Source organism: Nocardia bovistercoris (assembly GCF_015674855.1).
GTDB lineage: Bacteria > Actinomycetota > Actinomycetes > Mycobacteriales > Mycobacteriaceae > Nocardia > Nocardia bovistercoris.
This window is the reverse complement of sequence record NZ_JADMLG010000003.1, coordinates 398,488-411,522: the sequence shown is the minus strand read 5'-3', so window position 1 is coordinate 411,522 and position 13,035 is coordinate 398,488. Positions and strand designations below refer to the sequence as shown.

At 71.9% G+C, this 13,035-nt stretch carries 7 protein-coding genes; all 7 read right to left on the bottom strand.

What is annotated here, in order from left to right; all coding sequences use genetic code 11:
* Positions 1–231: 231 nt before the first annotated feature.
* The 7 genes from IT779_RS09865 to IT779_RS09835 all read right to left on the bottom strand — a co-directional run bounded on the left by IT779_RS09865 (position 232) and on the right by IT779_RS09835 (position 12,835).
* Positions 232–3,534 carry a CHAT domain-containing protein gene (locus IT779_RS09865; protein ID WP_196148920.1) on the bottom strand — a complete coding sequence of 1,101 codons (3,303 nt, stop codon included), beginning with the start codon at positions 3,532–3,534 and terminating at the stop codon, positions 232–234.
* A gap of 102 nt (positions 3,535–3,636) precedes the next feature.
* Positions 3,637–4,134, bottom strand: a complete 498-nt coding sequence (locus tag IT779_RS09860) for a hypothetical protein (protein WP_196148919.1) — start codon at positions 4,132–4,134, stop codon at positions 3,637–3,639.
* The gene (locus IT779_RS09855; protein WP_196148918.1) at positions 4,131–4,634 is read right to left on the bottom strand and encodes a hypothetical protein; all 504 of its coding nucleotides are present in this window, start codon (positions 4,632–4,634) and stop codon (positions 4,131–4,133) included. Before IT779_RS09855 ends, IT779_RS09860 begins: the two co-directional genes overlap by 4 nt.
* Positions 4,631–5,605 (bottom strand): Mov34/MPN/PAD-1 family protein, encoded by a 975-nt coding sequence (locus IT779_RS09850; RefSeq protein WP_196148917.1) that lies wholly within the window; start codon positions 5,603–5,605, stop codon positions 4,631–4,633. Before IT779_RS09850 ends, IT779_RS09855 begins: the two co-directional genes overlap by 4 nt.
* Positions 5,602–6,858 carry a HesA/MoeB/ThiF family protein gene (locus IT779_RS09845; protein ID WP_196148916.1) on the bottom strand — a complete coding sequence of 419 codons (1,257 nt, stop codon included), beginning with the start codon at positions 6,856–6,858 and terminating at the stop codon, positions 5,602–5,604. Before IT779_RS09845 ends, IT779_RS09850 begins: the two co-directional genes overlap by 4 nt.
* Positions 6,855–7,040, bottom strand: a complete 186-nt coding sequence (locus IT779_RS09840) for a hypothetical protein (protein ID WP_196148915.1) — start codon at positions 7,038–7,040, stop codon at positions 6,855–6,857. Before IT779_RS09840 ends, IT779_RS09845 begins: the two co-directional genes overlap by 4 nt.
* 182 nt (positions 7,041–7,222) lie before the next feature.
* Positions 7,223–12,835 carry an NB-ARC domain-containing protein gene (locus IT779_RS09835; protein ID WP_196148914.1) on the bottom strand — a complete coding sequence of 1,871 codons (5,613 nt, stop codon included), beginning with the start codon at positions 12,833–12,835 and terminating at the stop codon, positions 7,223–7,225.
* Between the last annotated feature and the right edge of the window lie 200 nt (positions 12,836–13,035).

Here is a 13,035-nt window from a genome sequence, read left to right as displayed (position 1 = left end):
GTGGGATGTTGCGGGGTTGGTTTGACGGCTGGGGCGTGGGGCGGTCGTGAAGCGTCGTTCGTCGGGCTCGCTCCCGGCGGGCTGGGTAGGTGGGGATGTTGCGGGATTGGTTTGACGGCTGGGGCCGTGGGACGGCCGTGAACCGTGCTTGGTTGCGTTGGCCGCGAACCGTGCTTGTTGCGTCGGCCGTGAACCTTGCATTTGCGTTGGCCGTGAAGCGGTGCTGGTGTACTAGGTATCGGTGGGGGTGGAGGGGGGTCCGTGGTGTTGGTGTGCGGCCCACCACAGTGGGCGGGTCCGCGACCGGTCGCGTAGCCATCGGGTGGCGGCGTCCAGTGCGGTCGCGGCGCGCGTCGGGTCGGGGGCGCGGGATCCGCCGTCGGTGAGCTCGCGGTAGAAGCGCGTGGCGATGTGGTGCGCCGAACTGTCCTGGATCGGCCACAGGGTGCCGACCACCCGGCGGTAGCCCGCTTCGGTGAGCGCGGCGGCCAGATGCACGCATTCGTCGGCGAGGGCGGCGCTGGTCCGGGTGGTGCTGCACGCGGACAGGTAGGCCAGTTCCGCGCCGGACAGTTCGAGCGCGCGCACCGCCGAGACCGTCAGGAGCCCGGATTCGTGGTCGGACAACGCGAATCCGCTCGCCGACGGGTCGTCGAGGCGGGTCAGGGCGTGGCAGGCGAAATGGGCGACGGCGTGGCCGGGCAGTCGGTCCGCGACCCCGTCGCGGGTGGCCTCGTCGTCCTCGACCAGATCGAGCGCGGGGAGCAGGCGCGCGAGTTCGTCGCATTCCCGCCGCGCCGACGGAAGTTCGCGCAGGCCGGTGGCTTTCGGCATCGCGACGGCGACGGCCGAGGTGGTGTCGGCGGAGCGCCTGCGGCAGGCGAGGGCGTGGGTGCGCAGACTCGCGGTGTAGGAAGACACCGCGCGGTCGAGCACGGTCGCGTCGGTCTCGTGGTAACCGGCGGCGTGCAGCGGCAGCGAGGTGAGCGCGCCCACCGGACACCACACGATGCGCCGATCTCGGCGATCGGGGGCAGCGGTCGCGAAGCCGAGCGCGCGCAGCACGGGTTCGGCGGCACTGTCCCACAGCCACTCCAGCAGTTCGGTCGCGCGGCGCTGGCCGAGCGCGCGCTCGGCGAGGGCACCGGATTCCTGGGCGCGCACCGCCCACCCGAGATCGTCGACGCGGGCGCGTACAGTGGCGTCGTCGAGGCCGGGTAACGCGAGGAAGCGCACCGGCGTGGTCGCCCCGGGTGTGACGAGCAGCGCGCCGCCGCCGTCGCGGTGGCAGTACGGCATGACGATCGGGTCGCCCGGGCAGCCCGCGAGCAGGTCGTCGATGGCGGGTGGGCGCAGGAATCGCTCGAATCCTGGGAGTGCGCGGATCTCGGCGAGGGTTTCCGCCCACTGCCGGTCGACGGCGCGGCGCGCCTGCCCGATGCCGCCGGGGCCGTAGTGCGGGCCGTCGGCACGGTCGAGGGCGGCGCGGTGTCGCCGGATCGTCGTCAGGCGGTCGGCCAGAGCGGGTGCGGCCGTGTGCAATTCGTCGAAGCTTCGGTCCTCGAGCGATTCGGCGAGCAGCAGCCCTCGGGTCTGTTCGAGGAGTTCGACGGCGCGCGCGGGGCGACCCGCGGCGACCGCGGCGGCGGCGACCTCGGCCGCCAGTCCCGCGTACCGGCTCAATCCGTGTTCCCGGTCCCGGCGTTCGAAGGTGCGCGGCGCGGTGCGTGGGAGCAGGTCGACGGCCGCAGTCAAAGCCGTCAGCGCGGCGTCCGGGCTTGCCGCCCATCGTGATTCGACCGCCGCCAAGCGACGAAGGGCGATTACGCGCTCGGGTATGGCGGCCGACTCCGACCCTCCCACTTCGGTCGAGATCGCGCGCAATTCGGGGAGGACCGAGGAGTCCTCGGGCAGTCGCGATTCGAGCGCCATGGCGAGTTGGTTCAGGTATTCCGCGCGGTCGGAGTGATCGCGTGGTCTCGCGTGGGCGGCGAGTCGATGCAGCCGCAACGCTTCGTCGCCGTCGCCGTCGCCGTCGCCGTCGCCGTCGCCGTCGCCGTCGCCGTCGCCGTCGCGGTCACGGACTCGGTCGCGGTCGTGGTGGCGGTCGCGGTCGTGGTCGTGGTCGTGGTGGCGGTCGCGGTCGGGGTCGTTGTCGTGGTGGCCGTCGCGGTCGGGGTCGTTGTCGTGGTGGCCGTCGCCGTCGCGGTCGTTGTCGTGGTGGCCGTTGCGGTCGTGGTGGCTGTCGGGGTCGTGGTCGACGGCGGGGTGGCCGTCGCGGTCGACGTGGTCGCGGTCGGCGTCGACGGTGGCACGGGTCAGGCACTCGAGCGCGCGGGCGAGGTGGGACTGATGCCGGGGATGATCCGGGCTGTCCTCGGGCGCGGCGGCGAGGGCGGCCCGACCGACAGCGATCGCCTCGCGCAGGGCTTCGAGGTCTCCGGTCAGCTCGAAGGACAGGCGCAGCGCGATGCCGAGATCACCGGCGCACCTGGCGAAGCCGAGATTGTCGACGGGCATCGCGGCCACGGCCGCCCGGCACGCGGCGATCCCATCGGCGAGGAGTTCGGGATCGGCGCCGGTTTCGAACAGCTCGCACAGGGTGGTGCCGAGCGATCGCCACAGCTCGGCGCCGGGGTCGGCGGGCATCGCCGCGACGGCGCCGCGCGCGGCCGCGACGGCCTCGCGCAGGAGTGTGCGTTCACCGGTGTACCGGTGCGCGGTGATGAGCAGATCGGCGAGCAGCGACAGCGATCCCGGCCGCTGCCACGCCGATTCGGGCAATCCGTAGGCGGAACTCCGGGCGAATTCGAGCGCCTCGTCGAGGATTTCCGGCCGCCCGTTGACCATGAACTGACCCTGCAAGGCCATGCACAGCGCTTCGACGTCGATCAGCCACGGCTCGGAGCCGATGTCGCCGAGCTCGACCGCCGCGCGGCAGGTGGGCACGGCCTCCTCGATCATGGCCGTGTCGCCGGTCCGGACGAAGGACACGAGCAGGATCAGTCCGAGCGCGGACAGCGTGGTGCGCCGGTCCGCGCTGCCCACCGGAGCTTCGGCCACCGCCGCGCGGGCGGCCGCGAGCATCGTCTCGGTGTCCGGACCCGCGATGTCCACCGCGACGCCGTGCCGCCGCGACCACCACACCAGCGCGTTCATCGCCAGTGCCAGGCCGGTCAGGTAGTCCCCCTTGCGGACGTCGCGCGGCCCGAGTCGGGCCACCGCCCGCTCGGCCACCGTCACCGATTCGCGCAGCGCCGCGATCTCGCCCGTCGCGTGGAATATCAGGTTCAGCGAGACGCCGAGCGAGTTGAGGTAGGCGGGCAGATACGGGTCGTCCTCGGCGAGCGCCGCGCAGGCCGCGCGGTTCACCTCGGCGGATTCGCGCAGCGCGGCGGTGTCGTTGGTGCACTCGAACCATTGGCGCAGCAACAGCGCGAGCTGTCCGAGCGCGACCGAGCGCAGCGGGTGGTCGTCGGGGGTGGTCGCGACGGCTTCGCGCGCGTCCCGGATCAGCGGTGGGAGAGTGGTCATGCGGTCCACGGTGTCGGCCTCGTTCGGATGTGGCGCGGTGATTCGAGCGCAGCTGGGCCGCGGGCGCCCGCCTCGGAGACGGCGAGCGCCCGCGAGATGCCGTCAGCTGCAGGACAACTCGGCGGTGCCGCCGTACAGTGCGCTGGCGGTCGCGCCGAACTTCTGGTTGTTGACCACGGCGCCGTATCCGGCGCCGCTGGCGACATAGGATTGCGCCTTCGCAGGCTTCGCGCCGAGATCGATCTTGCCCTCCAGTTCCACGAAGCTGCTGCTCGCGCCGATCACCGACGAGCCGTGCGCCGAGAAGCGGAGGGTGTCGCCGCTGACGGTGTACTTCCCGTGCAGCGGATAGATGTCGTCGCGGACATCGGTGGTGGTGTAGGAGAAGGTGCCGTCACTGTCGAAGGACCAGCGTCCGTTGGCGAAGCGATTGCGGTTGCCGCTCTCCCACTGCGGCTTTCCCTCCTTCTGCTCGAATTCCACGACCTTGGTGACGTGGCAGCTCTTCGGCGCTTCCGCGTGGCTCGGCGCGGCGGTGGTCACCAGCGCCGCGATCAGAGAAACGCCGAGGAGAACCTTCGGCAGTACCGTCGTCGTCATATTCCTTCTCCTTCGTGTGGCCGCCCGGTCGGCCGGGCGGGGTGAGCACCCGGCCACGGAATGCGGCGCAGGTAGGTTTCGATGGGTTCGCCGGTGCGCAGGTGGGTTTCGTAGGCTTCCAACCAGATCCGACCCTTGAGGGCGACCAGGTACAGGGTGTTGCTCGGCACCCAGCGGGCCGGGTGGCAGTGTGATATCCGGGTCGCGTCGTCGAGCGCGGCCAGCGTGTGCATGGTCCGGTCGGGTTCGGTCAGCGGCCTGCCGTCGTGGTCGCGCAGCGGCGCCGGTCGCGGCACCACCATGGCGGGGCAGGTGGCCGGATAGGTCGCCGGAATATCGAGGCGCAGTGCGTAACTGGCGCCCGAGTTGGCCGCGATCTCGCCTTGCACGTGGGTGCGGTCCGGATCGGTCGGGTCGTGCCATTCCAGCTGGGGGAAGTAGCGCGCGAGGATGGTTCGTTCGGTGTCGAGCCGGATCTGCTGCGCCGCACTCCAGTTCATCGTGCTTCCCCCTCGTCGTCGGTTCGTTCGTGGCGCGCCGACCGGCGCCCCATGAGCGTCGACAGGCTGTCGAAGATCGCGGCGGGATCCTCGCCCCCGGCCTCGACTTGTTCGACGCGGTGGTCCTCGCGCCAGAGGATCCTGGCCGGTGAATGCGGGAAGTCCGAGGGGAATACGAGGCTCGCGCGGGCGCGGTCGGCGCGGACGCGGTAGGTGAGTTCGCCGGTGTCGGTGTCGAGGACCATCGTGCAGCCGTCGAATGCGGCGCGGCACGCGGTGTCGATGGCACGCAGGAATGCCTGCCCGCGGGCGGTCGCGTACCAGCCGCTGCCCGCGGGCAGGGGGGTCGGACCCGCTTCGGCCCGTGCCGCGCGCGGGACGTGCCAGCGCCGCAGCGGCCGGTGCGCGCCGCAGATCAGGCGACTGCGCCGCGCGGCGGTCGCGGTCGGCGACTCGCCGGGCAGCACCGCCCACCGGCCGGTCCGGTAGTCGGCCGCGCCGCGTTCGAACAGGAAGGCGCCGACTCGCACGGTGCTGTCCTGTGTTCGCCCGTGGGCGACCGGCACGGCGTCGCCTTCGTCGTGGGTGGTCGCGATCAGCAGCAGGAATCGCGTGAAACCGGTGTGCTCGAACACGTTTCGTGCGGTGCGCGCGTCACCGTCGCTCGGGGCGCCAGGGCCGAGCGCGTGATGGGAATGCCAGTCGCCGATGTGTTGCAGCCCGTAGCGTCGGCCGACGAAATGGCCGCGCTCGAGCACGAATGTCCGGTCCTGGAAGAAGGCGGTGGTCTCGCGGCGCGCGCCCGGCCCTGGGCCGAGCACCAGGTGCGCGGCGGGCGACCCGCTGTGGGTCCAGAATCCGAAGAGTGTCCCGCCGGTTTCGGTGGCGGGGGATTCGAGCACCCACCCGGCGAGATGGTCCAGCTCGCGCTGGTGGATGAGCACCGTGAAGTCGCGGTCGGATCGAGTCATCGTGCGCCGCCGAAGAATCCGGTGGTGCGCGCGGAACTCGCCCCGCAGGCAGCGCAGTCGTGGCGGCGCTCGAGTTCGGCTCCGTACCAGCGCAGAATCGACGGCTTGTCGTAGGAGAATCCCATCCTTTGCCAGCCTTCGTACATGCCTTCCCTCCGATTGGCCCAGACGTAGAAGTCCGAGAGCAGGTCCTCGTCGAGCGCTTCCAGATGCCCGCCACCGCCGCGCGACAGTTCGAGGAGTGCGAGTTTGGTGATCAGCTGCGCGATCGGCGCGATGTCGGAGGCCAGCCCGACCTGCACGCACGCGCGGTCGGCGTCGGTCGCGTAGGCGGGCGAGACTTCCGCTGCCTCGGCGGAATTCGAGTATTCGCGAGGCCGGGACACGAGGAATCGCTCGGTGTAGACGCAGGCAAGGCACGGGCCGACGCCGGGCCGCACCCGGACGACGTCCCCGCCGACCGCCGCGGTGAGCACCCTGCCGTAGAGGGCGGTGATCGACAGGTCGAGGCCGACCTGATTCACCACGAATCGGCTCGCGTCGCTGTCGGTGGCGCCGATGACGAGGTCGACGCCTTCCAGCGCCCGGCTCAGCGCCGCGGAGTCGCGCACGACATCGATATCGTGGACCGCGACGTCGACGGCGGGATTCTTGCCGCGCAGCAGGTCGGCGACGGCCGCGCCCTTGCGCCTGCCGAGGTCGCCGAATCCGCAGGCGTGGCGGGAGATGTTGCCGATCTCGAGCCGGTCGCGGTCGACGAGTACGAGTCGCCCGACACCGGCCTGGGCCAGTGCGACGGCGATCGTCGACCCGCCGCTGCCGATCCCGACCACCGCCGCCGATTTCGCGGCCAGGACCGTGGATTCGAGCAGCCCGGACGATCGCGCGGCGGACTCGCCGCGCATCGGGACCGGTGTCACGTCGGCGGGAATCCAGTTGTCGCCCTGCGCGATATAGGCTTTCGCGATCGGCTCGGAGTCCCGCTCCCGCAGGACGACCAGGATGTCGGTGTCCGCGCGCAGGTCCTGATCGCCGCCCGCGGTGTCGATCAGGCCGCGCACGACGATGGTCGCGCGCCGCGGCGAACCGGCGGAGTGGATGTTCGGGCCGTCGGCGGCGGATACGTGGAACACCTCGCCGCCGTCGAGTTCCCGAGCGGCGGCGGGCACGCGGATCTCCGCCTCGCGGCCCCGCGCCCGCAGCAGCTCCTCGATCTGTTCGCGGTAGACGAACACCCTGGGGCGCGCGCTCACCGCGGCCTCGGCGTCGTGAAATAGCCGTCCTCGGCGGTCTGATCGGCGATGATCGCGTCGGCGCCGGGATGTTCCGCGGCGATGAGCCTGCCGGTCGCCGGGTCGAAGAACAGGTGCCGGTCCGCCGCCCGGTGTCCGCGCGCCTGGTCGCTCAGGAACCGTTCCACCTCGGCGTCACTCATCGCGGTCTCCCGTGTTCGCGACGGAGCGGTTGCCTGCGTCCATCACATCCACCTCGCTTCCCTGCGTCGGCGTCGTGCCGACACGGGGAACTAGACCACCCGGTGGTCCGCTGCCGCGGCGTCGCTGGAATTTTCTGGAAACACCGGGAGCCAGGCGATTCGGAGCGCGGGCGAGCCCGAAATCAGGGGGCGCCGTCCAGCCTGCGCAGCACGCGCGCGCGGTCGTCGTCGCGGCGCACCCTGGTGAATCCGATCAGGGCCAGCTGCCAGTGATGCCGCGCCAGCGCGTGATCGCCGCCCGCGTACGCGGTCTCGCCGAGGCCATCGTTCGCGCGGGCCTGCTCGTAGACGCTGCCCGCGTGCCGCGCCGCGGCGGCGGCCGCGGTGAATGCCGTTCGCGCACCGTCGATATCGCCGAGGCGCAGGCGGGCGGTGCCGGTGTAGAGGTGCGCGGTCGCGGTGTCGACGGTGAGTTCGAGCATCGCGAACATGTGCAGCGCCTCCTCGAGTTTCGGTATCGCGTCCGCGTAGCGGTGCAGCGCGATCTCGAGGCGCGCGGTGTCACGCAGCAGGATCGCGTGGTGGCGCGGCGAATCGCCGTCGGCGATGAAGCGCAGGGCGGCGGTGCTGTCGCGCAGCGCGCGCTCCAGGTCGCCGCGCTGCTCGTGGACCCAGGCGCGGTGCGCCACGGTGATGTGTTCGCCGTGGCGGTCGCCGGTGGCGCGGTAGATCGCGAGCGCCTGCCGATACATCCCCTCGGCCGCGTCGATATCGCCGGACACCAGCAGCGCGAGTCCGAGATTGTTGCGGGTGACCGCCTCGGCACGCGAAACCCGCGCCCGCAGTGTGGATGCCAGCGCGAGCCGGTGGGTGTGCAGCCACGGGTCGAGCGCGTCGACGATGAAGCAGAACTCGCGCAGGGCGAAGGCGAGTTGCCAGCAGCGCTCGTCGAGGCCGGACTCGTGCGCGCGGCGCAGCACGGCGACCATGTTGTCGAGTTCGGCCGACATGCGCGCCATCGCCTCGTCGTAGGTGAGCTTGCGCTGGGCGCCCGTCCGTTCGGGGTGCATCCCCACGCGATGCCGGTACGGGGTCAGTGCGCGATCCACGGCGTCGGCGAGGCCGAGATGGTGGTCGACCGAGCGCAGGATCGCCGCGTCGCGACGCTCGGCGTCCACCGTTCGCGCGGCCAGCCCCCTGGCGAATTCGCCGACGAGGTCGTGGAACCGGTAGCGGCCCGCGACCTGGGTCTGCTCGATCAGATGCGCGTCGGCCAGCGCGCGCAGCGCGGTCCGCGCGGCGTGCCGGTCGGACGCGGTGAGCGCCGCGACCGTCTCGTGGTCGAAATCGGGGCCGTCGTGCAGTCCGAGCATGGTGAAACTCGACGCGGCGGGTTCGGTGAGGTGGCGCACGGACGCGGCGAACACCGAGGCGAGATTCCGTTCGTGGTCGTCGAATACGGCGAGGTCGGCGCGTTCGCCCGCGCCGAGCAGTTCGTGCGGCGCCGCCGGATCCTCGCGCAACCGCGATGCCGCGATCCGCAGCGCCAACGGCAGGCCGCCGCAGCGGTGGGCGAGCGCGGTGAGCTCGGATTCGTCGATTCCTGTTGTGCCCGCCATCAATTCGCGCAGCAGCGCCACGGAGGTGTCGGACGGCAGCGGACGGACGCGGACCCGGACGGCGTCCTCGAGGCCGCTGAGCGTGCTGCGGCTGGTGACCACCACCCGGCATGCCCCCGCGCCGGGCAGCAGCGACAGCACATGGGCGGTGTCGGCGGCGTTGTCGAGTACCAGCAGCATGTGCCGTTCGCGCAGCACCTCCCGCAGCAGACCGGACCGGTCGTCGGAGTGCGCCGGAATCGCGGAGGACGGCACCCCGAGCCGGTGCAGCAGGCGGGTGAGCGCCTCGGCGGTGGTGACCGGCTTCGCCGCGAAGCCGTGCAGGTCGAAATAGAGCGCCCCGTCGGGGAATTCCGGCCCGAGGCGGTACGCGCTGCGAATCGCCAACGCGGTCTTGCCGACTCCGCCGGGGCCGCACACTACGCAGACGCCGCGCGCCGGATCGCGCAACGCCGTCGCCACGGCCTCGAGTTCGGCCTCGCGTCCCAGCAGGACCGCGGTGTCCCTGGGAAGGTCGCTGACCGGTCGGCCGCCGTTGGCCGAGGGGATCGGCGTCGCGGCCGTGTCGGCCTGCTTGGCGATGTCGACCGCGTCGCGCAGATCGTGTAGCCGGCCCATGGTCCTGCCCTCGATGCCGAGTTCGAACATCATCCGGTCGAAGACCTCGGTGCGCGGCAGGGTGGTGCCCTTGAGGTAGGCGTACAGGCTCGCGGTGGAGATGCCGAGGCGGCGCGCCAGTTCGGTGCGCTTGGGGCTGTTGCCCGTTCGGCGCTCGGCCGCGGCGATGGCCTGGCGCAGCGTGCGGACGAATTCCGCGCGCAGCATCTCGGCCTTGTCGCCGTCGCGACCCACGCCGGGCCGCCCGCGTCGGCCGTTGTCCTCGGGCGCGTCCTCGGCGGCGTCGGGTCGCTTCGGGTCGGCGGTGTCGACGAGGTCGATCGCCGCGATCAGCGCCACGAAGCCGTGCTCTTCGGCTGTGGCGCGCGCTTGCTGCAACAGGCGCCTCGGATGTCCGTCCGGTGCGTCGCCTGCGGCGAGCAGCACGCGGGCGTGTTGATAGCGGTGCCACGCCAATTGCGCGGGCTCGCGGCCGACCACGCGCGCGCTGTCGGCCAGGTGCCGCAACGCCGCGTCATTGTCGCCGGTGATCAACGCCAGCCAGGTGCGGGCGCGCCCGACCGGTCCGAGCAGGACGGTCGGCCAGCCGCTGAGCACGACTTCGCTCGCGTGCGGCGCCAGCGCCGCATCGGTCAGGCGGGCGAGTTCGAGCAGGTCGGCGGTGTCGACCGCACCGCGGTGCAGGGTGGCGAGGGTCTCGGCGATCAACATGAGCACCGTGACCGACCAGCCGTGCGGTGGCAGTGCGGCGAGCCCGTCGGTGCGGGTGGTGAGGACGCGCAGGGCGTCCATGGCCGCCGCGGTCCGGCCGGTCTCCGCGCTCGCCAGCGCGCCCGCGGCCACCCAGATCGGGAAGAATTCGCGATCGGCGAGCATCTCGCCGACGCCCTCGTCGGCGAGCCGGTGCATCGCGCCCTGTTCGCGGCGCAGCCAGAACAGCTGCCCGAGCCGGGTCTGGCGCAGTGAATCCAGCGGTGCGCGGCCGTTGGCGCGGGTCAGGAAGTCCGCCGCGTCGCCGAGCAGTCGCCGCTCGGCCTTGTCGAGCCGACCCGACCACAAGTCGGCCATGGTGTCCAGGGTCATGACCAGCCACGGCATGATCCCGTGCGGATGCGCCTCGACGTGTTCGCGGAATCGGGTGTGGGTGATCGCGGCGTGCGTGAGCTCGCCGACGCGCAGTTGATCGATGACGGTCGCGATCAGCGCCTCGCCGCGGAAATGCTGGGACTCGCCGCGCTCGGCCGCCGCGCTCAGCCTGCGGCTCAGCGCGCGGATCTCGTCGGGCGACGCGAAATCGTAGAGTGCCCACCGGCATTCGGTGAGAACGTCGCACACCGCTTCGGCGGGGTCGTCGGGGCGCAGCATCTCGATGAGCGAACGGGCCAGGCGAATACCGCCGCTGTGGTCGGCGGCATCCGGCGACAGCGCCATCGATGATTTGTGCGCAATATGCGCGTTGACCTGCATCCAGAGCAGACGGTGCGCGGGGTCGCGGGTGATGGTCGGTTGCAGCGCGTGCTTGGCGAGGTCGAGTCGGCGCAGCAACTGATCGTCGGTGCGGCCCGGATTCGACCAGCGCCGCGCCGACCGGATCGTGGCTGTCGCGATCCTGGTCACCGAGGTGCCCGCCTCGATCACCGCCTGCTCGTAGGCGGCCGCCGCCGCGGTCATGTCCGCGCGGTCGTGGGCGACGTCGCCGCGCACCAGCGTCAGTTCGAATCGGCGGACCTCGTCGCGGGTGAGGCCGAGAGCCTGGTCGACCCAGTTCAGTGCGGTCTCGCCGTCGCCGGTGGCGCGGGCGTCGCGGGCGGCCACGAGTAGCGCCTCGGCGATGGTCTCGTCGGGCAGTTCGTTTCGCGCGGCGGCCGCGTGCTCGGCGAGGCGGCGCGGCGTGGCGGCGGGGTGGCCCGGAGTGTCCGAGAGCCGGTGGAAGGCGCGCCGGTGCAGCCGCCGGGCGAGGTCCGGGGTCGTCGCCAGCTCGGCCACCGCCTTGTCGATGTGCTCGCCGGAGACGAATCGTGGTGCGCCGTTGCGGTTCTCGATCACGCTCGCGCGGATCGCGGCCGCCTGCGCGGTGTCGGCGTCGGCGGCGGCGAGGTCGGCCACGGCGGCGACCACCGCCGGATCGACGCGCCCCTCGACCGCGGTGATGGCGGCGGCCGCGAGCCAGTGCCGCGCCGCCGGGGTCGACTTCGGCGCGCCCGCCCCCGGCGTCGCGGGCGCCGAGGTGGCGGATACGGCGCGCGTGACGGGGAACGCACCGAGGATCACGACGCCGACCGGCCGGTTCTGCAACCGCTCGGCGAACCGGTCCAGCAACCCGCGCAACACCGCACCCGGCGGCGTCGACGTCTCGATGACGATCAACACCGGTCCGCGCACCGCGACCGCCGTCGCGACCGTGGCGCTGTCGCGCGCACGGGCACGCACCCGCTCGGCGACATCCCCCGCACGGTCCTCGGTCGAATCGAGTAGCGCGTTCGCGGCGTCGCGGATGGTGTCCGAGTGCAGCGACGTGATGTGGTCGCGCAGGGCGGCCACGACGAGGTCGGTCGACAGCACGCGCCAGGTCTCGAAGTCGTTCTCGGCATCGGCGCGCACGACCAGGCAGCGGATGCCCGCCTTCGTCGCGGCGTCGCGCACCGCGGCGACGTCGTACTCGTCGGGGCGAAGGACGGTGAAACTCGCGCTCGACGACGGCAGTGCCGCGATCCCTTCGATGCCGGGGGCCGCCGACTCGGCGGGTGCGCGGGCCGCGCGCAGCTGGTAGGCGCCGCCCGCCTCGTGTGCCTGGATCAGCATGTCGGCGCCGACGGTGAACGGGTCGTAGCCTCGAGATGCCCTGCGCCGCTCCACCATCGCGGTGGCTTCGGCGCGGTGCCCGGTGCTCAGCGCGCCGAGCACCCGCGACAGCCAGATGCTGTCGATGTGCTCGGCCTCGGCGCGCGGCGCGGACTCGGTGTCGAGCCACTGCAACGGGTCGGCGGCGCCGGTCAGCAGCGCGCAGGTGCCCCACAGGTCGAGCAGGTCACGCAGATCCTGCCGCATTTCGTCGGCGGTGGCCGCGCAGATGTCGGGCGGGGTCCACCGGCCGACGCCGAACGGGTCGCCGCGCCACAGCGGGGCGGTCGCGCCGAGCAGGTCGGCCGCGGCGAAGACCTGGTGCGAGCGCAGCAGCCACCCGGCCGAGCGGACCGCCGTGCGGAACTGGAAACGGTCGACGACCGAGGCGATTTCGAGCTGCTCGCCGCGGCTCGGGGACGAATCGGCCGGGGCGAGTACGTAACCGGACCCGTGCCGCTGCGCGATGGTGAGCCCGCCCGGTGCGAGCCGCTCGCGCAGCTTCGAGATGACCGCGTACAGATTCGGTTTGGATTCCGGCGCCCGATTCCGGTGCGGCCACAACGCCTCGACGAGAGTCTCGGTGTCGACGGGATGTCCCGGCGCGACAGCGGTCAGCACCGCGAGGGTCTGCGCCTGCTGCGGACGCAGGTCGACCGGCTTGCCGTGGATCAGCAACCGGACAGGACCGAGGACGAGTATCTGTGTCGCGGTCATCGCAATAGTCGTGCTCCCCCGTGCAATTCGATGTCGATCCGGTCTGCGACCCCGCCGCGCCGAGCGGTGCCGCAAGCGACTAGCTCACGCCAAGGCCGAGGCTAGCTACCGATCGTAACTTCTGAAGCGGATCGATAGAACCGACGCGAAGCTGGAAGAAGAACAAATGGAATTCTTGGTACGCGGTGCACTCGCCACCG